Origin of the sequence: Streptomyces sp. NPDC127038 (assembly GCF_042725875.1) — a bacterium.
In the GTDB taxonomy this organism is placed as follows: domain Bacteria; phylum Actinomycetota; class Actinomycetes; order Streptomycetales; family Streptomycetaceae; genus Streptomyces.
In genome coordinates this window covers 1-23,616 of record NZ_JBHXDQ010000094.1, presented here as the reverse complement: position 1 = coordinate 23,616, position 23,616 = coordinate 1, and the positions used below count along the sequence as shown (strand labels likewise).

Genomic DNA, 23,616 nt, shown 5'->3' with positions numbered 1-23,616 from the left:
GCACCGAGCGGGCCGGTGCGGGGGGCCGTCATCGAGCGGCGCGGACCCCCGCACCGGCCTTCGCACCCGGACCGATCCGGGCCAGCACCTCCCCGGTCTCCCGGCTCCACGCCACCACCGTCGCCTCCTCGGGCACCGGCCGCCAGCGCGTCAGCAGCAGCCAGCGGGCGCCGTACCTGCGGACGACGGCGGCACGTTCGGCCCGGGTCGAGTCCGGCGCGAGATAGGCCCGCACCGCCGCGAGCCTGCGCCGCCGCTCGCCCTCAGCGAGGGAGGGGTCGGGCCAGGCGGGCGCCACGAGATCGGGTCCGTAGCCCGCGAGCAGATGGACCGAGTAGTACCCGTCCGCGATGACCGGCTCACCGGGCCGGATGTACCGCGCCGCCCAGTCGTACGTCGGCCACCGCGGCGGCTGGTCGAAGCCGACCGGGTCCAGCGAACGCGGCACCACCGCCCCCGCCTGCACGGTCAGGAACCCGGTCAGCGCGCCCGCCGCCGCCACCCCGCCCAACAGCCGCCGCCACGGCCCCCAAGGCCCGGGCCGCGCCAGCTCCACCCCGAGCGCGAACTGGAGCGGCACCAGCGTGAGCCCGAGGATCCTGCCGTACGTGTAGTGCCCACTCACCCAGCCGTAGGCCACCGTCGCGCACTCCAGCGCGAACATCAGCAGGAGCGGATCGCGCCACCCGGGCCCCGCGCCCCGCCCCTCGCCCGTCCCGGAACGCCTGGCCCGCAGCCACAGCGCGGGCACCCCGGTCAGCGCGAGCCAGAAGTGCCCGGGCATCCCGTCGTACAGCTGCTCGTGCATGGCGTCCACGCTGCGGTCCCCGGTCAGCGCGAGGACGTCGAAGTAGGGCCACGCGTACCCGACGAGCAGGGCCACGGCGCCGGCGAGCAGCCAGCGGACCGCCACCGCCGGACGCCATCCGCGCTGCCCGCCCGCCACGAACGCCACCCCGCCGAGCACCGCCGCGACCGAGGTGATCGGGTGCACCAGCAGGATCAGCCCGTACAGGGCGCCGAGGGCCGCGTACCCCCAGGGGCTCGCGAGGCCGCCCGGGCCCACGAACCGGACGGGACCGCCCGTGCCCGCCGCGCGCCGGGCCGTGAACGCCCAGGCCCAGAACGCCAGCCCGATCGCGAACGTCGACGGATAGCCGAGGTCGCCCGTCATCGACATCAGCCCGAGATAGCCGCTCCACCAGGCCCGCTCGGTGCCCCACAGCAGCACCATCGCCGCCAGACACAGGACCGGCGCCCGGCGGTGGGGTGTCAGCACCCGGGTGAAGCGGCCGATGCCCGTCAGCAGCACCAGCAGATTGACCGGCCCCGACAGCCGCACCACCGCCCAGCCGCCGAGACCTGTCAGCCGGGCGAAGACGCCCTGCGCCACCGCGTACGGCGAGTAGTAGGGACTGCCGGCGCCCGGCAGGTCCGCCATCGGGTGCCGCGGGTGCAGCAGGTCCGCCCGCAGGCGTTCGACGACCGCCGCGTGCTGGCCCGCGTCGCAGCACAGCGGGATCCGCCAGTAGGCGAGTGTCATCACCAGCCAGAACAGGCCGCCGAAGAGCTGGTACGGCGTCGGACGCCAGGTGCCACGGCCGCGCAGCGCGGTCGCGCCGCCGACCGCCTCCCGCCGGGTGACGACATCGGCGCTCATCGGGCGGTGGGGGAGCAGGGGCCTTCGGTTTCCGGCATCTGCCGTATATGCCCGCCCCGGTCGGCGGCCTAGCCCGCGATCACCTCATCGGGCGACCTCGGACTCCCTGCGCGCCGGGCCAGGGACCAGCCCGCCGGGCAGCCGCGCGGCCCGCCGGACGACCAGGTCGAGCAGCAGCGGCAGCCCCACCGCCGGCAGCAGCCACAGCAGCACGATCAGCCGCCCGCCCCACACGTTGATGTCCGGGTGCGCGGCCTGGTTGAGCACCCCGGTGCCCGCCGCCGCGACCAGGAAGACGGCGAAGGCGCGATGCCTGCGCAGCGCCCCCCACCCGGCCGCCGCCACCGCCGCGAGGAACAGCGGCTCCCACAGCTGGCGTCGCGTCCACTCGATCCAGAAGGCCGCCTCCAGATGGAGGAACTCCGGCCACGGATGGACGCGGTCCGGGAGCGCGTAGTGCGCGGTGAGCAGATCCTGCACGCTCTCCGACTGGGACGGGTAGTGCAGCAGCTTCGCCAGCACGACGGTGGCCGCCACACCGCCGGCCGCCACCGCGCCGAGGGTCCGCAGCGGTCCGTCCCACCGCCGCCTGCGCGCCAGGAGCAGCGCACAGGCGGCCGCCAGGCACAGCCCGAGGAACAGCGCCTGCGAGTGCTTCACCGTGAACAGGACCGCCAGCGAGCCGCCGGCCAGCCAGGTCCCGGCCCGCGCGCGGCCCTCCAGGACCAGGGCGCAGCCCCACAGGGCCGCCAGCGTCACGGCCATCATCAGGCCCTCGGTCATCGGGCGCATCGCCGTCGTGCCGCACGGCAGGACGTAGTAGAGCGCCTGCCCGGTCAGGGCCGCGCCGGTGGACACGCGAAGGGTGCGCAGCAGGAGGAACACGAGCACGCCCCCGGCCACCGTCACGACGACGGCCGAGGCCCACAGGCCCCAGGTCACCCCCAGCAGGGTGACGAACGGCAGCAGGAACACCGGATACCCCGGCCGCACCTCGAAGATCCGCATGAAACGGGGCGGCATGAACGGAACGATGTGCCCCGCCGTCCGCCCGGCCGCCAGCCGCGCGGACACCCCGCGCCACTGGTCGCGCCGGCACTCGGCGACGACCCGCCGGGTGGGGCTCGCGCGGTGGAAGCGCACCGGGTCCACGGCCTGCTCGCGCCGGGCGACGGACGCCTTGCCCGCGCAGACGTAGTCGATCGTCAGGGTGGCGGCCCGCTGCTTGTCGACGCCGCTCAGATCCAGCGCGTACGACAGGTAGTTCTTGGTGTCGGGGGTGTCCCGGCCGGTGACGTTGGCGAGCTGGAGGACGGCGAACACGACGGCGATCAGGATCACCCGGCCACGCGCCGAACGCGGTACGCGCGGCACCCGCCACCGGAACAGGCCGGAACGCGCGGGACGCGGGGCGCCGCCGGAGCCGTTCGCGGTGCCGTTCGCCGGGTCGTGCGCCCGGCCGTCCATGGATCCGTTCACGAGTCCCCTCGCAGATTGGTTCGCCGGGCCGTTCATGAGGAGGTGAGCACGTCGTGGCCCGCCTGCGCGGGCACCGGGACGACCGCGTCCGGCGCCGCCGCCGGCTCGCCGAGCATCAGCGTCCGCACCACCCGCTCGGCGGCCCGCCCGTCGTCGAACTCGCAGAAACGCGAACGGAATCCGGCCCGCAGCCGCTCCGACTCCCCGTCCCGCCACGCCCCCGACGCGAACAGCCACGCCAACTCCCGCTGCGAGGTGGCCACATGACCGGGTGCGTCGGCCGTGATGTCGAAGTAGGCGCCCCGGCTCGCCGCGTACGCGCCCCAGTCGTCGGCGAGGAGCACGATCGGCCGGTCGAGGTTGGCGTAGTCGAACATCAGGGCCGAGTAGTCCGTCACCAGGGCGTCGGAGGCCAGCATCACGTCCTCGACGCAGGGCTCGTCGGTCACGTCGACCACGACCCCGCGCCGGTGCAGCTCGGCCAGCCCCATCCCGCGCGCGGGACCGTCCGCGAGCGAGGGGTGCAGCCGTACGACGAGCGTGTGGTCCGCTCCGAGGTCCCGCGCGAAAGCGGCCAGGTCGAGCCGGTCCACATGCCCGCCGCGCACGTACTCGCGGCGCGTCGGCGCGTACAGCACCACCCGGTTCCCGGCCGGGATCCCGAGCCGGGCGCGGGCCGCCGCCCCGTCCTCGGGCCGGGCCCGCACCAGGACGTCGTTGCGCGGACTGCCGCTGCGCAGCGAGGTGAAGTGGCAGGGGTAGGCACGGTCCCAGACCAGCTCCGAGTGCCGGTTGGCGACCAGGCTGTAGTCCCAGCGGTCGGCGCGCCGCAGCAGCTGCGGCACGTCGAGGCCGTGCCGCGCGCCCGGCTTGTGCAGCAGGTCCGCGGCCATGTACTTCAGCGGGGTGCCCTGGTGGGTGTGGATGTGGACGGTCCCGGGGCGCTTGACCAGGGAACCGGGCCAGTTGACGTTGTTCACGAAGTACGTGGCCCGCGCGGTGAGCCGGCGGTAGGGCAGCGAGTCGAGCAGGACGTGCTCGGTGTCCGGCGGCAGCAGCGCGGCCTGCTCCTGATCGCGCACCACCCACACCCCGCGCATCCCCGGGGCGAGTTCACGTGCCGCGGCGTACACGGCGGCGGGATCACCGAGGACCCCCCGGTGCGAGAACGCCGAGTACATCGCGAGGTGCGGGTCGAGCGGCCGGTGGCCGTGCGCCGCCGACCAGCCGTACTTGACCCGGGCGCCCAGCACCCGGCGGGCCTGCTGCCCGCGCCGGCCCAGCTCCAGGCCCGCGCGGCCCGCCTGCCGCCGCACCCGGTAACGCGTGAACCCGCCCTCCAGCAACCGCAGTTCGGGAGGCACGGGACCGGCCTTGTGGCGGCGGAAGAGCGCGGCCGTCAGCCGGAAGAACTCGGCCTTGTCCTCCTGCGGCAGCCGGTCCTCCTTGGAGAGGATGTCCAGGCAGTGCTCGCCCATCTTGCGGTGCAGATACGGGCGCCAGCCGGCGAGTTCGGGCCGGGAGCCGACGAACGCGAAGACCCGCTCGTACTGGTCGTGGATGTCGAAGTGCTTGCGGCTGGTGGTGGACAGGATGTTGCCCTGGCGGCGCTGGCGGTAGGCCAGACAGATCCGGTCCAGGGTCGCGATCCGCTCCGCGCTGAGCATCACCGGGAACGTCCAGGGCGTGTCCTCGTAGTACCCGGGAGGGAAGGCGAAGCCCTCCGCCTCGACGAACGCGCGACGGTAGACCTTGTTCCACACCACCATCAACAGGTCGAGGATCTCCGGCTGTTCGGCCGCCGTGAAGGTGCCGGGACCGGCCTCCGCGAGGACCCGCGCGAGGACGTTCCTGCGGGTGCCGCCCCACCAGTAGGTGCGGGCGTAGTCGAAGACCAGGACGTCCGGGTCGGCGGTCTCCTCCAGACGGTCGGCCATGGCGCCCAGCGCGCCCGGCGTGAGGGTGTCGTCGCTGTCGAGGAAGAAGAGGTAGTCCCCGCCGGCGAGCGGCATCCCGGCGTTGCGGGCACGGCCGAGCCCCACGTTCTCCGGCAGGTGCAGCACCCGTACCCGCGGGTCGAGGGCCGCGTACTCGTCGAGGATCGCCCCGCAGCCGTCGGGGGAGCAGTCGTCGACGGCGATGACCTCGAAGTCCGTGTACGACTGCTCCAGGACCGAGTCGAGGCACTCGCGCAGGAAGCCCTGCACCTTGAAGACGGGGACGATGACGCTGAAGCGGGGCACGTCAGCTCCTTACGAGGGTGGACGCGGCGGGAGCCGGGACGCGGTCGGCGAGCGGCAGGACGGGCGGGATCGTCTCGGCGGACTCGCCCAGCAGCACTCTGCGGACCACCCGCTCGGCCGCTCTGCCGTCGTCGAACTCGCAGAACCGCTCCCGGAACCTGGCCCGCAGCGCGGCGGCTCCCCGGTCCGCGTAGGAACCGTCGGTGAACAGCGCGGCCAGCTCCCCGGGGGTGCGCGCCACCCGGCCCGGCGGCTCCCGCGTCACGTCGAAGTACACGCCCCGGGTCTCGCGGTAGATCTCCCAGTCGTCCGCGTACACGACGACGGGGCGGTCCAGGTTGGCGTAGTCGAACATGATCGACGAGTAGTCCGTGATCAGCGCGTCGGCGGCCAGGCACACGTCCTCGGAGGACCGGTGCCCGGTCACGTCGATGATCCGTCCGCTGCCGCGCCCGCCGCCCTGGTCGTAGAAGTAGTGGGCGCGCAGCAGGACGACGAACTGCTCGCCGATCTCCTCGCAGAAGGCCTCCAGATCGAGCCGGGACTCGAAGCCGGTGCTGTAGTCCCGGTGCGTGGGCGCGTACAGCAGCGCCGTCCTGCCCTCGGGCACCCCGAGCCGCTCACGGATCCGCGCCACGTCGTCGGCGGTCGCCGTGCAGTAGACGTCGTTGCGCGGATAGCCGTACTCCAGGGCCTCGTAGCCGCCGGGGAAGGCCCGTTCCCACATCTGGGTGGAGTGCCGGTTGGAGGACAGGTTGTAGTCCCAGCGGTCCACCCGGGCCAGCAGCTTCGTGAAGCTGCCGGTCGCCGCGGCCACCACCGGGAACGTCGACTGGTCGACGCCCATCTTCTTCAGCGGTGTGCCGTGCTGGGTCTGGAGGTGCACGCTGCCGGGGCGCTTGACCACCCCGTCGGCGAAGTTGGCGTTGTTGACCAGATACTTGGCGCGGGCCAGCACCTCCCAGCCGCGCCGGCTGCCGATCACCGCGTGCTCGACGTCCTTCGGCAGCGCCTCCACCGCCTCGGGCTCGACCAGGAACACCGAGCGGATGTGCGGGGCGAGTTCGCGGGCCTTGGCGTGCACCGCCGCCGGGTTGCAGGCGTACCCCCGGCCCCAGTAGGCGCAGTACACCGCGAGGTTCTCGTCGAGGGGGCGGCGCAGCTGGAGGGCGTAGAACGCGCGGAGGCGCAGGGTCTTCCCGCGGGGCACGCGCCCCAGCACACCGGAGACGGCCCGGTTCGTGCCGCGCAGCGCGCGGAACGCGCTGTACGCGCCCGCCGCGAGCAGCCGGTGCTGCACCCCGAGGCTGCCCGCGGGGGCCCGGAACCCGGCCGGCCGGTGCCGTCGGTAGAGCTTGCCCGCCCGCCGGAAGAAGGCCCGGCGGCGGCCCGCGGGCACCCGGTCCGGGTGCGCGGCCGTCTTCAGGACCTGGGAGAAGAGCTGGCCGAACAGCGCCTTCGACCTGGCCGCGGGCACGGTCCGCCCCGAGGCCCGCACCAGGACCCGCTCGATCTGGTCGAGGAGCTCGAAGTGGTGCTCGCCCGGCGCGTTCAGCCGGCTGCCCTGGCGGCGCAGACGGTGCCGTACGCACACCGTGCGCAGCACGGCCGACCGCTCGGCGGTCACCGTCACCAGTCCGCCCCAGCCCGTGTCCGTGAAGTGCCCCTCGGGAAAGGTGAGTTCGTGTTCCGCGAGGAAGTCCCGGCGGTACACGGCACTCCACGCCGGGACGTGCACGCCCAGCACCTCGGGGGCCTTGTCGAGCGGGGGCGTGCTGGACTCGCCCTCCCACCAGTGCACCCGCTGATGCCCGAAGTAGAGGACGTCCGCGTCCGCCGGGAGCCCCGCGTCCAGGGCCGCCAGCGCCCCCGGCACCAGATCGTCGTCGCCGTCGAGGAAGAGCAGGTACGCGCCGGTCGCCGCCGCGATCCCGGCGTTGCGCGCCGCGCTCAGTCCGCCCGAAGGCGGTGAATGGACCGGGACCACCCGGGAGTCCCGGTCCGCGTACGCGGCGGTGAGCGGCGCGGCCGGGGAGTCCGGCCCGTCGCAGACCGGGATCAGTTCGAAGTCGCCGAAGGACTGGCCGAGGACCGAGTCCAGCGCGCGGGCCAGGTGCCCGGCGACTTCGAAGGTGGGCACGATGACACTGAAGCGGGGCATTCTGCTCTTTCTCTCAAGGGGCGCCGAACGGGGGATTCATCGCCCGGGGCGCCCGGTCGGCCGCCAGGTGGAGGGCCGGGTGGGCGTGGGCCGCGAGGGACTGGAGGACACGCGGACTCCGGTTCAGCGGGTCTCGGACAGGGGGACGGCGGCGCCGGGGGCCGGAACGCTCCCCAGCGGCCGCTCGGAGCCGGGCACCCGCGCGAGGGCCGCCTCGGCCGAGGGGACCGGGCGCCGCTCGGCGAACGGCACGAACGGCGGCAGGCCGGCGCTCTCGCCCAGCACCACGTGCCGTACGACCCGTTCGGCGGCCCGCCCGTCGTCGTAGGGGCAGAACCGCTCACGGAACGCGGCCCGCAGCCGCTCGGCGCGCGCGTCCCGCCAGACCCCGGTAGCGAACACGTCGATCAGCTCGTCCTCGCCGCGCGCCACGGCGCCCGGCGGGAAGGCGCGCGGGTCGAAGTACGTGCCGCGGGCCGCCTCGTACGCCTCCCAGTCGTCGACGAGGACGACGATCGGCCGGTCCAGGACCGCGTAGTCGAACATCAGGGACGAGTAGTCGGTGACCAGCGCGTCCGAGGCGAGACACAGCGACTCGACGTTCGGATGGCCCGAGACGTCGATGACCCGGCCGTCCGTCGTCCCCGCGAGCGGTGCACCGTCGGCGGGATGGGCGCGGGCCAGCACGACGAAGCGCGGGCCCAGCCGGCGCAGCACCCGCTCCAGGTCCAGGGCGGCCGGGCGGGCGTGCCGGTAGTCCCGGAACGTCGGCGCGTACAGCACGGCGACCGTGCCCGCCGGGATGCCCAGCGACGCGCGCAGCCGGTCCACGTCCGCCGACGTCGCGTGCTGGAACACGTCGTTGCGGGGCAGCCCGTACTCCAGCGTCGTGTACGAGGAGGGGAAGACGCGTTCCCAGACCAGCGTGGAGTGGCGGTTGCCCGACAGGCAGTAGTCCCACTTGTCGGCACCGCGCAGCAGCTCGGCGAAGTCGGTGCCGCGCGCGGCGGCCGGGCGGTCCTGGAGGTCGAGCCCCATCCGCTTGAGCGGTGTCCCGTGCTGCGTCTGGATCATGATCTGGCCGGGTCTCTTGACCAGCCGCCGGTCGAAGTCGACGTTGTTGATCAGGTACTTGGAGCGGGCGAGCGCCGTCCAGTACCCGGCCGTGCCGGGTGACAGCGGCCGGGTCCTGTCCGGGACCGTGTGCCGGTGCTCGGGGTGCGCGATCCACGACGTGCGGATGTGCGGCGCGAAGCTGCGGAACGCGGACTCCAGGGCCCCCGGGTTGCAGCCGTGGCCCCGGCCCCCGTGGCTGGAGAAGACGGCGTGGTCGGCGCGCAGCGGGAGACGCAGCTGGACGCGGTAGTGGAGCTGGAGGGCGGCGCCGCGCACCGCTCGCCGCAGCGCGGCGGCGAGCCGCACGGTTCTCCTGCGGATCCGTGACAGGAAGGACAGCAGCCGGTACGAGCGATGCGCGCCGAGACCGACCAGCACGTGCCGCAGCCGGGAGCGCGGGGCGGCGGAGGCGCCCGGGACGCGGTAACGGCGGTGGTACGCACGGGCCTTGCGCAGGAACTCGGCCCGGGCCGAGCGCGGGAGCCGGCCCCGTTTCACGAACACCGTGGCGAAGTGCTCGACCATGCGCAGGAACAGCGCCGGACGCCACCGGTCCAGCTCCGGGTGCGCGGCGACATGCGCGAAGACACGGTCGTGCTGCTCGAAGACGTCGAAGTGCTTGCGGCTGCTGGTGCCGAGGATGCTGCCGTGACGCCGCTGGCGGTAGTGCACGCAGACCCGGTCGAGGGTCGCGATCGTCCCGGCGGACATCAGCGCCGGATACGTCCAGGGCGTGTCCTCGTAGTAGCCCGGCGGGAAGCGCAGGCCCGTGCGCTCGACGAACTCGCGGCGGTAGGCCTTGTTCCACACCACCATCAGCAGCCGCAGCAGCCCGGGGCGCTCCTCCAGCCGGAACGGCGCGGGGCCCTCCTCGGTGAGCTGGGCCGAGGCCTGGTTGCGCGCGACCTCGCCCGACCAGTACGTGCGCGCGTAGTCGTAGACCAGGACGTCCGGGTCGCCCGTCTCCTCGATCCGGTCGGCGACGGCCCGCAGCGCGCCGGGGGTCAGGGTGTCGTCGCTGTCCAGGAAGATCAGGTAGTCGCCGGTGGCCCGTTCGAGAGCGGCGTTGCGGGCGAGCCCCAGACCGACGTTCTCGGGGAGGTGCACGGCGAGCACACGGGGGTCGCGGTCCGCGAACTCGTCGATGATCGCCCCGCAGGCGTCCGGTGAGCAGTCGTCGACCGCGATGAGTTCGAGATCCAGGAACGACTGGCCGAGCACGGATTCGAGGCACTCGTGCAGGTACGCCTGAACCTTGTACGCGGGGACGATGACACTGAACCTGGGCACGGGGACATCCATGGGTCGGCGCGGGCATACCTGCCCGAAAACGGCCGAAGGGGTGACTTGGTTACGCCAGATGTGGCGTACGGGGGATGCCGGGTGAACGGCCAGGGGCGGACCGGTGACCGGCCCGCCCCTCACATCCGCCTGTCACCTGCCTATTTGACCGCGCCCGCCATCACGCCGGACACGAACTGCCGCTGGAACGCGAAGAACACGGCCAGCGGGACGACCATCGAGATGAACGCGCCCGGCGCCAGCACGTCGATGTTGTTGCCGAACTGGCGTACCTGGGTCTGGAGCGCGACCGTGATCGGCTGGCTCCCCGAGTCGGAGAACACCAGCGCGACCAGCATGTCGTTCCACACCCACAGGAACTGGAAGATCCCGAGCGAGGCGATCGCCGGACCGCCGAGCGGCATCACGACCCGCGCGAACAGGCGCAGTTCACCCGCGCCGTCCAGCCGGGCCGCCTCCAGCAGTTCCCTCGGGATCTCGGCGAAGAAGTTCCGCAGCAGGAACACCGCGAACGGCAGGCCGTAGCCGACGTGGAAGAGGACCACGCCGGTCACCGACCCGAAGATGCCCAGCTTGCCGAAGAGTTCGGCGATCGGGATCAGGGCCACCTGCACGGGGACGACCAGCAGGCCGACCACGCCGAGGAACCACCAGTCGCGGCCGGGGAACTCCATCCAGGCGAAGGCGTAGCCCGCGAGCGAGCCGATCACCACGACCAGCAGCGTCGCCGGGACCGTGATCAGCACCGTGTTCAGCAGCGAGTTGGTGATGTCGCTGTTCTCCAGGAGCCGCTGGTAGTTGTCGAGGGTGAGCTGCGAGGGCGCGGTGAACACCTTCCACCAGCCGCTGCCGCTCATGTCCTCGGGGCTGCGCAGCGAGGAGAGCAGCAGCCCGATCGTCGGCACCAGCCAGAACAGGCCGACGAGCAGCAGGATGACGCGGACGGCACCGCCGCCCGCCCGGCTCGCGATCCGTGAACCGAGCGAGGGACGCGCCCTGTTCACGGCCGTCGTGGGCGCGGTCTTCGTCAACTGTCCGGCGTGCGTGGTCATCGCCGCACCTCCCGCCTGAGCCGGCGCACGTTGAAGAGCATCACCGGGATCACCAGCAGGAGCAGGAACACCGCGATGGCGCTCGCGACGCCCGGCCTGCCCTCGGAGAAGCCCTTGCGGTATAGCTCCAGGGCCAGCACGTTCGCGTCGTCCTGGGAGGAGCCCGGCGCGATGATGAACACCAGGTCGAACACCTTCAGCACATTGATCATCAAGGTCACGGCGACCACCGCGAGCACCGGCGCCAGCAGCGGCACGGTGACACGGCGGAACACCTGCCACTCGTTCGCCCCGTCGACCCGGGCGGCCTCCAGGAGCTCACGCGGCACGCCCGCGAGCCCCGCCGCGATCAGCACCATCGCGAAGCCCGCCCACATCCACACGTACGAGCCGATGATGGCGGGGGTGACCAGGGACGGGCCCAGCCAGTTCACCCCGTTGTAGGGCTCCTTGAAATTGCCGGCGGGGAGCCGCAGCAGGGCTCCGTCCGCCTTCCCGGAGAGTGAGAACGTGCCGTCGGCGCCCGCCGTCGCCGAGTCGACGACCTTGCCGTCCTTGACCGCCTCGATCCTCATCCCGGAGTAGCCCAGCTCGCTCGGGTCGACCTGGCCGAGCCTGCCGACGCCCTTCCCGCGGGTGAAGTCCTGCCAGGCCGTGCCGGTGACCCTGCCGGGATCCGCGGCCGCCCGCACCGCCTTCTTCGCGCCGTGCGGCATCCGGTCCGGCGCGACACCGACCAGCGGCAGGGCGACGGACTGCCCGGTGTGCACGGCGTCACGCGTGACGAAGCCGCCCTTCCCCGCCTCCAGCGGCGACCGCCCTCCCGGGTGGGCGTTCGGGAACGCCGACGACGGGGCGAACGTGTCGTGCACCCCCACCCACACCGCGTTCGCGACGCCCTTGGACGGGTCCTGGTCGTACACCAGCCGGAAGATGATGCCGGCCGCGAGCATCGAGATCGCCATCGGCATGAAGACGACCAGCTTGAACGCCGTTCCCCAGCGCACCCGTTCGGTGAGCACCGCGAAGACCAGCCCCAGCGCGGTCGCGACCGTCGGGGCGAACACCACCCAGATGACGTTGTTCTTGAGCGCGGTGCGGATGCCGTCGTCCGTGAACAGCGCCTTGTAGTTGTCGAACCCGGCGAATCCGTCGCCCTGCTGGTCGTAGAAGCTGCGCACGACCGAGTACCCGATCGGGTAGACCACGAGCGCGCCGAGCAGCACCAGGGCGGGCAGCAGGAACAGCGCCACCACCGCCTTGCGGGTCCCGGTCACGCTCTTGCGTGTACGGGCCGGGGGCACCGGTGCGGTGTCCCCGGCCGTCGCCGACGTCATCGCCGGATCAGCCCTTGTAGGCCGCGGCGGCGTCCGATTCGAGCTTCGCCTGGGCCCCCGCCACGTCCTTGGGGTTCTTCAGGAAGTCCTGGAGGTCCTTCCACTCGCCCTTGCCGGGCGTCCCTCCGAAGGCCTGCGGGGCCTGGTCGGACATGTCGAAGCGGAAGTCGTCGCCCGCCGCGATCAGCGCCTTGGCGATGGCCCGCTGGACGGCGTTCGGGTACGCGGACTCGGGCACGTTCTTGTTGGGGGAGAGATAGCCGCCCAGCTTGGCCTGGATGGTGGCCGCGTCCGGCGAGGCGAGGAACGTCAGCAGCGCCTGGGCCGCCTTCGAGTCCTTCAGGACGACGGCCGCGTCACCCCCGCTGACCACCGGCGCCTTGTCGCCGACCGCCGGGAACGGGAACACCTTCGCGTCCGTCCCGATCCTCGCCTTCGTCTCCGCGATGTTGACGCCCACGAAGTCGCCCTCGAAGACCATGCCGGCCTTCGGCTGGTCGCCGCCGGTGAACGTCTGGGTGACCGAGGCCGGGAACTCCGTCTGGAGCGCGCCGTCCGGGCCGCCCGCGATCAGGCTCTTGTCGCCCCACAACTGGGCCAGCGTGGTCAGGGCGTCCTTCACGGACGGATCCGTCCACTTGATCTTGTGCTGGGCGAGCTGGTCGTACTTCTCGGGGCCCGCCTGGGAGAGATAGACGTTCTCGAACCAGTCGGTGAGTGTCCAGCCGTCCGCGCCGCCGACCGAGACGGGGGTGACACCGGAGTCGTAGATCGTGTGCGCGGTGGCCAGGAACTCCTTCCAGGTCCCCGGCTCCTTGGCCCCGGCGTTCTCGAAGACCTTGGCGTTGTACCAGACCAGGGACTTGTTGGCGGCCTTGTAGTACACGGCGTACTGCTTGCCGCCGACCTTGCCGAGGTCCTGCCAGCCCTGCGCGTAGTTCTTCGTCAACTGCGCCTGGGCGTCCGGCCCGACCGGCTTCGCCCACCCCTTGTCCACGGCCTGCTTCACCGCGCCGACCTGCGGGAGCAGTGCCACGTCCGGGGGCGCGCCGCCCGCGATCTTCGAGCCGAGGAAGTTGATGATCGGGTCCTGCGCCGGTACGAAGGTGACCTTCGCGCCCGTGCGCTTCTCGAACTCCGCCAGCACCTTCTTGAAGTTGGCCTGCTCGGCGCCGGTCCACACGGCGGCGACCTCCAGGGTGGCGCCGTCGAGCCTGGGCAGGGTCACGGAGCCGCTGCCGCCGCTCTGGGTGCCTTTGCCCTCGTCGCCGCCCTTGCTCTTGCCGTCGCCCCCGCCACCGCAGGCCGTGAGGGTGAGGGCACCCGCGACGACCGCGGCCGCGGCGGCCCGCGCGGCTCCGCGGGAGCGGCGGGCGGAGTGACCGGGCGACCTGCGTATCTGAGGAATGCTGCGCATCACTGCCCCGTTCTTCGTTCATCGTCGAACGTCAAAGCGGCTGCTGCCCCGATCACTCCGGTCTACGCCTGCTCGTTCGAGGGCGGCAAGACCGCCGGGGCCGTCAAGTACGCGATCGTGATCGGGTCGTGACGTCCCGTCACGGATCCGGGACGCGCGGGCACCGCGCCGGCCCGTGGTGCGTACGGGCGGGCGCGGCGGCGGTCGCTGTCTCGTGGTGCCCGCGGGGCGCGGGCGACGCTGTACGGACGGGCGGGGCTACAGCAGGGAGGGCATCTCGGCCGCGGAGACCGAACGCGCGGCCCGTTCCAGGGCGCTGGCGAGCAGGGCCAGGTCCGTCGGTCCGTTGCCCAGCTCGCGGACCGGGCGGCGGGCCGGCGGGTCGCCCATGCGGTGCCACTCCAGGGCGACGACCGTGGGGCGCAGGGTCGCCGTCCGCGGGATGCGGCCCGTGACCCGTCCGCCCTGGAACGCGGTCTCCCGGCCGTCCGGACGCCGCAGCCGGCCCCGTCCCGGTGCGGGTTCCTCGGGTCCGGGCGTCGGCGCGTCGAGCGTGACGCGCAGCGCGGCGGAACGCGCCAGCTCCGACGCGGCCGTACGACCGTCGGCGCCGCACGCCGCCACGAGGTGCACCCCGAGCCGGTCGCCCTCCCGGACGACGGCCTCCAGCGCCCGGACCACCGAACCGGCCGCCGGACGTCCCGGGGATCCGAGCGGCGGTGCCAGCAGGGCGTCCAGGTCGTCGACGACCACGACCAGCCGGGCCAGCGCGGGCCCCTGCTCGGCCTGTTGCCGTGCGGCGGCGGGACGCAGCCGCAGCGTCGAGCTCGACGGCGTGTCCAGGTCGGGGCCGCCCAGGGACGAGGTCCCGGCCGAGGAGCTCCCGCCCGAGCGCTGGGTCACGATCCGGCCGGGGACGATCCGCCCGGCATGCCACTCGGCGAAGCCGAGCCGGCCGAGCAGTTCGGAGCGCCGCTTCAGCTCGGCGCTCAGCGACTGGGCGAACTCCCGCATCCGGACCGGGTCGTTGGCCGTGAGGTGGGTGGTGACGTGCGGCAGGTCGGTGCAGACCTGGAGGCCTTCCCCGGCGCCCGCCGCGCCGTGGGCCGCGCTTCCGTCGCGCCCGTCCATCAGGACGATCCCGAGCCGGTCGGGCCGTTCGGCCGCGGCCAGGGACGCGGCGACCGAGCGCAGCAGTTCCGTACGGCCGCTGCCGGGCGGGCCCTCGATCAGCAGATGCGGGCCCTCGACGGGCAGGTCGACGGCGACGGGACCGCGCGGACCGGCGCCGAGCACCGCCCGCGCCCGCCCGCCGAACACCTCGCTGTCGTCCGCGGCGTCCGCCCAACGCGCCATCAGGGAGGCGGGGGTCGCCCGTGCCAGCCCCAGCTCGTCGAGCAGCCGCGCCGTCTGCGGCAGGGGTGCCGACACGCGTGTGTGGCGGTCCCCGAGCGAGCCGTCCGTGCGCAGCGGCGCGAGGGACCGGGCGAACCGCTCGGCCCAGGCCAGGGACACGGCGTCCACGGCGGCGACGGTGCCGTGTCCCACGGGACCCCGGGCGAGCTGCCCGGAGCCGCCGCGGTCCGTGCGCGGCGCCGGGCCGCCGGCGTTCGCGGGGTGGGGGATGCCGGTGTGGGTGGTTCCGTCGGGCAGCGGCGCGGTGCGCGCGCCCCCGGCGGACCTCCGGCCGGTGGCGGCGGGGCCGCCCTGCCGGGAGCCGGTGTGCGCGGAACCGGACCGCGGGGACCCGGGGGCGGGCTCGCCGTCACCGCCCGGCGCGACCCGCATCAGCCGCAGCGCGGTGGCCACGTCCCCGCTCAGCAGCGCCACGGCCCCGCACTCGCGGAACGCGGGGGACGCCTCGCACGCCGCTTCGTAGGTCTCCGTGACCGGTGAGGCGGGGGAGGCCGCCGCGGTCTCGGCGAGGCACACCAGATGGATCCCGGCGCCCGAGCCCTCGTGCGCGAGGCGCGTCAGGGCCTCCCGCACATCGGCGCCGCCGGGGTCCCCGTCCACGATCACCACCGTGTACGGGCCGTCGTGGCCGTCGTCCGTGGGGTCGGTCCGGGCCCAGGAGGGCCTTCGCGCCGGGCCCCGGGAGCCGCCGCCGCCGTCGGCGGAGGTGGCGGGGCGTTCGGTGTGACCGCGGCCGGCGTCGTGCGTCCCGGAGCGGGCGGCCGGGACCGTGGCGCCCCCGGACCGCGCGCCGCGGACGCGGGGGGCGCCCCCGGCCTCCGCCAGGTGGTCCTCCAGGCGGCGCAGGAGCTCGTCCGCGCGGGCCGCCGCCTGCTCACGGTCGTAGGCGAGGAGCAGCCGGCAGTCCTGGCCGTGGGCGGGACGCAGATGGGGCAGCCAGCCGAGCCAGGACCACTCGGCGGTGCGCTCCTCGACCGGGCGGGCCCGGTCGGTGCTGATGAGGACGATCTCCAGGGTGTCGGGGGAGTGCAGCGCGGCGAGCTGCGCGACGACCGCGCGGGCCAGGCCCGACAGACGGGCGCGCGGTCCGGCCAGGCCCAGCGATCCGGCCTCCCGCAGTCCGGCGGTCACCGGCACCGCGGGCAGCAGGCCCGAGCCGTCCGGTGCCGTCCGGTCGGCCGTGCCCAGCCGTACCGTCAGCGCCTCGGCGTGACCTGGGCCCCGCTCCCACAGCCGGGGGCCCGGGCCCAGGGCGGTGAGCAGCAGGGTCGCCGGGTCGGGCCAGCTCTCGGGCGAGCGCGGTACGGCGGGGAGGAGCTCCTCGACCGCGAGGTCTCCGGCGTCGTACGTCTCCCGCTCGGTCCGGTCCGGCCCGCCGCGGCCGCCGGCCAGGCGCCGGGCCCAGGCGCCGATACCGCCCCGCCTGCGCGCTCCGGCGGGGGTGTCGGTGTCCCGGGTACCGGTGCGCGGCCCCGGAACGGCTCCGCCGGCCCCACCGCCGAGGCCGGTAGCGGAGGCCCCGGCCCGCCCGTCGGGGTCCGCGTGTCCGCGTGGCCGGCCGTCCTCCCGCCCGTCCGAGCCGGAGTGTCCGCCCGGGCGACCGTCCTCGCGCTCGTACGCGCCCGCCCGACCGGCCTCCCGCCCGTCCGCGTCCGCGTGCCCGCCGGGACGACCGGCGTCCCGCCGTTCGGAACCCGCGTACCCGCCGGGACGACCGGCGTCCCGCCCGTCGGGACCCGCGTACCCGCCGGGTCCACCGTCTTCCCGGCCGTCCGCGTCCCCGTAGCCGCCGGGGCGGGTCTCCTCGCGGGCGTACCCGCCGGGGCGACCGGCTTCCCGCCCGTCGGAGCCCGCGTACCTTCCGGGGTGGGCCTCATCGCGCGCGTACGCCTCGGCGCGACCGGTTTCCCGGCCGTCCGTGTCCGCGTAGTCCGCGTACGGGCCCGGGCGAACCGCTCCGCGGGCGGACGCGCCCGCGTTCCCGTCATCGGTGTCCGTGGCGTGGGGAGCGCCGCTGCCACGGCCCTCCGGCGCGGAACCCCGGGGGCCCCTCTCGATCCGGGGCGCCCCGCCCTGTTCCGGTACGGCGAGCGGGACCGGCCGTCCGTGTTCCGGTGCTCCCGGTCCGGGGACACCGCCCGCGGCGGCGCCCCAGTCGGCGGTTCCGTAGGCGTGGTGCGTCTCGCCCACGGGCGGCAGCGCGCCGCCCCGGGCGAGGGAGGAGCTCTCCCCGCGCGCGTGGGGCACGGCACCGCGCGGCTGCGAGGTGCCCCGCGGCGCCGGGGAGCCGGTGTCCGGCCCCGCGGCGGCAGCGGAGGACGAGCCCTGCGCGGGGGAGCCGCCCGCGGCCGCCGCTGCGGTGTCCCACCGGGAGGCGGCGCCGGCCGCGTCCGTACCGCGACGCCCGTCGGAGTCTTCGGCGCGGGCCGACGACCCGGCCCGTACCCGCACATGGCCCTCGCCGTCCGGCGCCGTCTCCACCGCGCCGGGACCCCCCGGCGCTGCGAGCCGCAGCGAGGACTCGCCGACGCGCAGCAGCGCGCCCGCCGTGAGCGGGACGGGGCGGCTGCCGACGCGGACGCCGTCGAGCGTCGTGCCGTTCGTGGACCCGAGGTCGGCGACCGAGACGCGCCCCTCGGGAGTGACGGTGACCGCGCAGTGCAGGCGGGACACGTCCGGGTCGTCCAGGGGCACATCGGCGTCGGCGGAGCGGCCGACGCGGATCTGCCCGCCGTGCAGCAGGTGCACCCCGCCGGCGTCGGGACCCGCGACCACGTGGAGCTGGGCCGAGACGTCGTCCAGGTCGGGACCGGGCTCGGCGGGCGCGCCCAGGGACAGCACGGCGCCGTCGGTCAGCGGCGGCTCGCCCAGCGTGCAGCGGTGGGCGTCGAGCCGCTCCGTACCCGCGTAGAGCACGATCTGGCCGCCGCCGGACTCACGGCCCCGCTCGCCCTGGGAGGTGCCCCCGATTCCCCCGACGGCCGCGGCCAGCCCCGACGCCACCGCGGCCAGCGCCGTTCCGGCGGGCGCGGTGACCAGCACATCGCAGGCCGTGGCGCGCCCCCGCGGCTCCGAGGGCGGGCCCAGCGGGTCTACGACGGTCAGCCGGATCTGCATCGCCGTCAGGGGTCCCTTCCGCGCAGGTGTCCGCGACGGGGACGAGGCTGCGCCGCGGTCCCCCACCGCAGATCCCCCCACCGCACACGGGCACGTCGGCCAGTAGCTGGAGGCATCCTCGCACCTGCCGCCGACAACGCGCCCGCCCCCCGCCTCTAAGTGATCTTGATTGGTCGGCTCTGCCCGTAAAAGTTCCTGACCAGTGCCCTCCGGGTGCCGGCTTGAGATCGCTCACGCCCGCTTCCGGCAACCAACCGACCGAAGTGAGCGTCTTTCCGTCGAACACACGGGAACGGCTTCACGTCGAACGCGGACGGCGCCGCCCGCGTATGCGCTGATGCGGACCACAGGTGCGCACGGGACCTATGGGAAAGCACACCAGGCGGACAGCCCTCTGCGGGGCAGGGCGGCACTACAGTGGGTCGGAAACTCCTGTACCACGGTGATCACGGTGGACGGACCAGGCAAGCAAGCAACAGGGAGCGCATGACGTGCGGCCGGTAGGGAGCAAGTACCTCCTTGAGGAGCCGCTGGGGCGCGGCGCCACAGGCACGGTCTGGCGCGCCAGCCAGCGGGAGACCGCGGGCGCCGAGGCCGCCGTCGCGGGACAGCCCGGCGAGACCGTGGCGATCAAGGTCCTGAAGGAAGAGCTCGCGAGCGACGCCGACATCGTGATGCGTTTCCTGCGGGAGCGGTCGGTGCTGCTGCGCCTGACCCACCCGAACATCGTGCGGGTGCGCGACCTCGTCGTCGAAGGCGATCTCCTCGCCCTCGTCATGGACCTGGTCGACGGTCCCGACCTGCACCGCTACCTGCGCGAGAACGGGCCGTTCTCGCCCGTCGCGGCCGCCCTGCTCACCGCCCAGATCGCCGACGCGCTCGCGGCCAGCCACGCCGACGGCGTCGTGCACCGCGACCTGAAGCCCGCGAACGTCCTGCTCAAGCAGGAAGCGGGCCAGATGCACCCGATGCTGACCGACTTCGGCATCGCGCGGCTCGCCGACTCGCCCGGCCTCACCCGGACCCACGAATTCGTCGGCACGCCCGCGTACGTCGCCCCCGAGTCCGCCGAGGGACGTCCGCAGACGTCCGCCGTCGACATCTACGGCGCCGGCATCCTGATCTACGAGCTCGTCACCGGGCGCCCGCCGTTCGCCGGCGAGTCCGCCCTGGAGGTGCTGCACCAGCACCTGAGCGCCGAACCGCGCCGCCCCTCGACCGTCCCGGACCCCCTGTGGACGGTCATAGAGCGCTGTCTGCGCAAGAACCCCGACGAACGGCCCAGCGCCGAGAACCTCGCGCGCGCACTGCGCGCCGTCGCCGCGGGCGTCGGGGTGCACGCGTCACCCGCGCAGATCGCCGCCGCCGACGGCGTGGGCGCCCTGCTCGGCCCCGACCCGGCCCCCGCCTACGTCCCCGACGTCCCCGGCGCGGCCGACGCCACCCAGGTGCTCCCGCAGGGCGCGGCGTCCTACGACCCGTACGGCGCCACCAGCGTGCTGCCGCACACCGCCGGCGCCGCCGACCCGACCGCCGTGCTGCCGCCCGTGCCGCAGAACCAGCCGGGCGGCCAGGGCGAGGACCCGCACCCCTGGCAGAACCAGCTGCGCGCGGCCCGCGACCGCAACGAGCAGACGCAGGTCCAGTACCTCGACCCGAACGAGGACCCGCTGCGCCATCGCCCGCAGCGCCAGGTCGCGCGCCCGCAGCGGCAGCAGGCCCAGCCGCAGCAGCAGCGGGGCCAGCAGCCGCCGCCCGGATACGGCTACCCGCAGCAGCAGCAACAGCAGCAGTACGCGCCGCAGCACCAGCAGCCGCAGCGCTACGCCCCCGCGCCCCAGCAGCAGCCCCAGCCGCAGCGGTACGCGCCCGAGCCGCAGCGGCCCCAGCAGCCCGCGCCCCGTCAGCAGCGCGAGCCCAGGCAGCGCGGCGCCAACCCGATGAAGATCCCGGGGCTCGGCTGTCTCAAGGGGTGCCTGTTCACGATCGTCATCCTGTTCGTGGCCGGCTGGCTGATCTGGGAGTTCAGCCCCCTCCAGCACTGGATCGGCTCGGGCCGCAGCTACTGGGGCCAGCTGACCCACTGGTACCACTCCGTCAGCCACTGGGTCGGCGATCTCGGCTCGAAGAACCCCTCGGGCAACTGACCCAGGACCCCCCGGGCCGCCGACTCTGGGGACTTGTCGACATCTGACGGGTGATTTCGGTCTCGGGCGTGAAGGTTGCCTCCTCGGGCGCGTACTTTAAGCGGCAACACGCGTCTGTAGGAGCAGTCTTGGCACGCAAGATCGGCAGCAGGTACACCGCTCACCAGATCCTGGGGCGGGGGAGTGCCGGCACGGTGTGGCTGGGCGAAGGACCCGAGGGGCCCGTCGCCATCAAGCTGCTGCGCGAGGACCTCGCGTCCGACCAGGAGCTGGTCGGACGGTTCGTGCAGGAGCGCACCGCCCTGCTCGGCCTCGACCACCCGCATGTGGTGGCGGTGCGCGACCTGGTGGTGGACGGCAACGACCTCGCCCTCGTCATGGACCTCGTCCGGGGCACCGACCTGCGCACCCGGCTCGACCGGGAACGCAGGCTCGCCCCCGAGGCCGCGGTCGCGATCGTCGCCGACGTGGCCGACGGACTCGCCGCCGCGCACGCCGCCGGGGTCGTCCACCGCGACGTGAAGCCCGAGAACGTCCTGCTCGACATGCAGGGCCCGCTCGGCCCCGGTGGCGCCCACCCGGCGCTCCTGACCGACTTCGGCGTGGCCAAGCTCATCGACTCGCCGCGCCGGACCCGGGTCACGAAGATCATCGGTACGCCCGACTACCTCGCGCCCGAGATCATCGAGGGTCTGCCGCCGCGCGCCGCCGTGGACATCTACGCGCTGGCGACCGTGCTCTACGAGCTCCTCGCCGGTTTCACGCCCTTCGGGGGCGGACACCCCGGCGCGGTCCTGCGCCGCCATGTCACCGAGACCGTGGTCCCGCTCCCGGGCATCCCGGACGAGCTGTGGCAGCTGATCGTGCAGTGTCTGGCCAAGGCGCCCGCGTCCCGGCTGCGGGCCTCCGAGCTGGGCGCGCGGCTGCGCGAGCAGCTGCCGCTGCTGGCCGGGATGCCTCCGCTGGACGTGGACTCCCCGGAAGCGGAGTCCGCCGACGCGGACGAGGAGTACGAGGAGAGCGCGGAGCCGTCCGCGCCCGCCGCGGCGCGTGAGCGGCGCGGGGCGGTGCCCCTGGTGCCCGGGGCCGCGCCCGACTCCAACCGTGACACGCACACCTCGATGCGCGTGCCGGCGCCCGACGAGCTGGCCGGCGGGGCGCGGGGCACCGCCCGGGCGCCGCGCGCCGCGGGTGCGCCGCGGCCCGGGTCCGCCCGGCACCGGGCCTCCGCCCGCAGGCGGCGGATCACGCTGGGGGTGGCGGCCGTGGTGCTGGTCGCCGCGGCGGGGGTCGGTACCTGGCTCGCCACCTCGGACGACGACGGCGCGGCCCCCCAGGACACGAAGAACTCGGCCCCGGCGTCCCCCTGAACCCCGGCCGGCGCCGGGGGAAAGGCCCTTTCTCGCCCCCTCCGCCCCGTACCTGGGGGCTGCCGCCCCAGGACCCCCGCTTCGGCCTGGACGGCCTCGTCCTCAATCGCCGGACGGGCTGGAACTCTCCGGCGAGGAAAATTCAGCCCCTCCGGCGATTGAGGAGCGGGGGTCCGGGGGCAGCGCCCCCGTGACGGGACGGGAGGGGGCGAGGCCCGGTTGCCGTAGCCGTTACGCTGGAGGCGTGGCAGTCGTCGATGTTTCCGAAGAGCTCAAGTCCCTCTCCTCGACCATGGAGTCGATCGAGGCCGTCCTGGACCTCGACAAGCTGAGGGCAGATGTCGCCGTGCTCGAGGAGCAGGCGGCCGCGCCGTCCCTGTGGGACGACCCGGACGAGGCGCAGAAGATCACCAGCAAGCTGAGCCACCTCCAGGCGGAGGTCAGGAAGGCCGAGGCCCTCCGCGGGCGTATCGACGATCTCAGCGTGCTCTTCGAGATGGCCGAGGAGGAGGACGACCCGGACACCCGCGCCGAGGCCGACGCCGAGCTCGTCGCCGTCAGGAAGGCGCTGGACGAGATGGAGGTCCGTACCCTCCTGTCCGGCGAGTACGACTCCCGTGAGGCCGTCGTCACCATCCGCGCCGAGGCCGGCGGCGTCGACGCCTCCGACTTCGCCGAGAAGCTCCAGCGCATGTACCTGCGCTGGGCCGAGCGCCACGGCTACAAGACGGAGCTGTACGAGACCTCGTACGCGGAGGAGGCGGGCATCAAGTCCACCACCTTCGCCGTCCACTCCCCGTACGCCTACGGCACGCTCTCCGTGGAGCAGGGCACGCACCGGCTGGTGCGCATCTCCCCGTTCGACAACCAGGGCCGCCGCCAGACGTCCTTCGCCGGTGTCGAGATCCTGCCGGTGGTCGAGCAGACCGACCACATCGAGATCGACGAGTCCGAGCTGCGGGTCGACGTGTACCGCTCCTCCGGTCCCGGCGGCCAGGGCGTCAACACCACCGACTCCGCGGTGCGTCTGACCCACCTGCCCACCGGCATCGTCGTCTCCTGCCAGAACGAGCGGTCGCAGATCCAGAACAAGGCCTCGGCCATGAACGTCCTCCAGGCCAAGCTCCTCGAGCGGCGCCGGCAGGAGGAGCAGGCCGCCATGGACGCCCTCAAGGGCGACGGCGGCAACTCCTGGGGAAACCAGATGCGTTCGTACGTCCTGCACCCGTACCAGATGGTCAAGGACCTCCGTACGGAGCACGAAGTCGGCAACCCCGAGGCCGTGTTCGGCGGCGAGATCGACGGCTTCCTGGAGGCCGGAATTCGCTGGCGCAAGCAGCAGGAGAAGTAGACGCACGACACGGCCGGCGCGGGCGGACGTCCTCCGTCCCCGGCCGGAACAGCTTTGTCGACAAGGCAACTGCCGCCCACCGGGCGGCAGTTGCCTTTGTCTGTGTGGGCTTTCTGGGTTTTCCGTCACAGTCACATGTCCCCAGGCCAGGCAAACGATGGCGTTCCGGACATCGCGTACGCAACGACCTTGACGCTGCTGTGAAAACTGGGAAGGGTGACGTGTGGCATGCGTATCTCCGGGGCGCATGTGAACCGGGGGGTTGAGCCAACGCCCCCTGTGACGCCGTGGCTCCGGGCGCTGCTCCATTGACGATCAGCTACTGGGGGTAGCAGGCAGATGACCAAGAAGACGCGGATCCTCGCGGCCCGAATAGCCGCCGGCGCGGTGAGCGCGGCCGGCGCCTCTCTGACCGCGCCGGGTGCCGCATCGGCCCTCGACCTCAACG

12 protein-coding genes are annotated in these 23,616 nt (G+C 73.8%); 3 read left to right on the top strand and 9 right to left on the bottom strand.

Features of this window, described 5'->3' with window-relative positions; translation table 11 throughout:
* Window positions 1-28 precede the first annotated feature (28 nt).
* From ACFWI4_RS38210 to ACFWI4_RS38170, 9 genes are all read right to left on the bottom strand, one after another.
* Window positions 29-1,660 (bottom strand): hypothetical protein, encoded by a 1,632-nt coding sequence (locus ACFWI4_RS38210; protein ID WP_387205912.1) that lies wholly within the window; start codon window positions 1,658-1,660, stop codon window positions 29-31.
* Between the two features lie 84 nt (window positions 1,661-1,744).
* Window positions 1,745-3,001 carry a hypothetical protein gene (locus tag ACFWI4_RS38205; RefSeq protein WP_387205920.1) on the bottom strand — a complete coding sequence of 419 codons (1,257 nt, stop codon included), beginning with the start codon at window positions 2,999-3,001 and terminating at the stop codon, window positions 1,745-1,747.
* A 170-nt stretch (window positions 3,002-3,171) separates the two neighbouring features.
* A complete protein-coding gene (locus ACFWI4_RS38200) occupies window positions 3,172-5,382 on the bottom strand; it encodes a CDP-glycerol glycerophosphotransferase family protein (protein ID WP_387205910.1) in 2,211 nt (736 codons plus the stop codon).
* A 1-nt stretch (window position 5,383) separates the two neighbouring features.
* Complete coding sequence (locus ACFWI4_RS38195; RefSeq protein WP_387205908.1) at window positions 5,384-7,543, bottom strand: CDP-glycerol glycerophosphotransferase family protein; 2,160 nt, start codon at window positions 7,541-7,543, stop codon at window positions 5,384-5,386.
* Window positions 7,544-7,666: 123 nt separating this feature from the next.
* Entirely contained in the window at window positions 7,667-9,949 is a 2,283-nt protein-coding gene (locus ACFWI4_RS38190) for a CDP-glycerol glycerophosphotransferase family protein (RefSeq protein WP_387205906.1), read from the bottom strand.
* Between the two features lie 152 nt (window positions 9,950-10,101).
* Window positions 10,102-11,013: a carbohydrate ABC transporter permease gene (locus tag ACFWI4_RS38185; RefSeq protein WP_387205904.1), complete on the bottom strand. Its 912-nt coding sequence runs from the start codon at window positions 11,011-11,013 to the stop codon at window positions 10,102-10,104.
* Window positions 11,010-12,350, bottom strand: a complete 1,341-nt coding sequence (locus ACFWI4_RS38180) for a carbohydrate ABC transporter permease (RefSeq protein WP_387205902.1) — start codon at window positions 12,348-12,350, stop codon at window positions 11,010-11,012. Before ACFWI4_RS38180 ends, ACFWI4_RS38185 begins: the two co-directional genes overlap by 4 nt.
* Before the next feature lie 7 nt (window positions 12,351-12,357).
* Entirely contained in the window at window positions 12,358-13,767 is a 1,410-nt protein-coding gene (locus ACFWI4_RS38175; protein ID WP_387205900.1) for an ABC transporter substrate-binding protein, read from the bottom strand.
* 258 nt (window positions 13,768-14,025) lie between these two features.
* A complete protein-coding gene (locus tag ACFWI4_RS38170) occupies window positions 14,026-18,300 on the bottom strand; it encodes an FHA domain-containing protein (protein ID WP_387205898.1) in 4,275 nt (1,424 codons plus the stop codon).
* Window positions 18,301-18,791: 491 nt separating this feature from the next.
* Here ACFWI4_RS38170 and ACFWI4_RS38165 point away from each other — a divergent pair, with 491 nt between their 5' ends.
* From ACFWI4_RS38165 to prfB, 3 genes are all read left to right on the top strand, one after another.
* Window positions 18,792-20,447 carry a serine/threonine-protein kinase gene (locus ACFWI4_RS38165; protein ID WP_387205896.1) on the top strand — a complete coding sequence of 552 codons (1,656 nt, stop codon included), beginning with the start codon at window positions 18,792-18,794 and terminating at the stop codon, window positions 20,445-20,447.
* A gap of 128 nt (window positions 20,448-20,575) precedes the next feature.
* Window positions 20,576-21,817: a serine/threonine-protein kinase gene (locus ACFWI4_RS38160; protein ID WP_387205894.1), complete on the top strand. Its 1,242-nt coding sequence runs from the start codon at window positions 20,576-20,578 to the stop codon at window positions 21,815-21,817.
* Between the two features lie 244 nt (window positions 21,818-22,061).
* Window positions 22,062-23,168 carry a peptide chain release factor 2 gene (prfB, locus tag ACFWI4_RS38155; protein ID WP_339129648.1) on the top strand — a complete coding sequence of 369 codons (1,107 nt, stop codon included), beginning with the start codon at window positions 22,062-22,064 and terminating at the stop codon, window positions 23,166-23,168.
* Window positions 23,169-23,616: the final 448 nt, after the last annotated feature.

Bases quoted from the DNA above. Each gene is read 5' to 3' on its own strand.
- ACFWI4_RS38210 (WP_387205912.1), bottom strand. From the start codon at position 1,660: ATGAGCGCCGATGTCGTCACCCGGCGGGAGGCGGTCGGCGGCGCGACC.
- ACFWI4_RS38195 (WP_387205908.1), bottom strand. From the start codon at position 7,543: ATGCCCCGCTTCAGTGTCATCGTGCCCACCTTCGAAGTCGCCGGGCAC.
- ACFWI4_RS38185 (WP_387205904.1), bottom strand. From the start codon at position 11,013: ATGACCACGCACGCCGGACAGTTGACGAAGACCGCGCCCACGACGGCC.
- ACFWI4_RS38180 (WP_387205902.1), bottom strand. From the start codon at position 12,350: ATGACGTCGGCGACGGCCGGGGACACCGCACCGGTGCCCCCGGCCCGT.
- ACFWI4_RS38175 (WP_387205900.1), bottom strand. From the start codon at position 13,767: ATGCGCAGCATTCCTCAGATACGCAGGTCGCCCGGTCACTCCGCCCGC.
- ACFWI4_RS38170 (WP_387205898.1), bottom strand. From the start codon at position 18,300: ATGCAGATCCGGCTGACCGTCGTAGACCCGCTGGGCCCGCCCTCGGAG.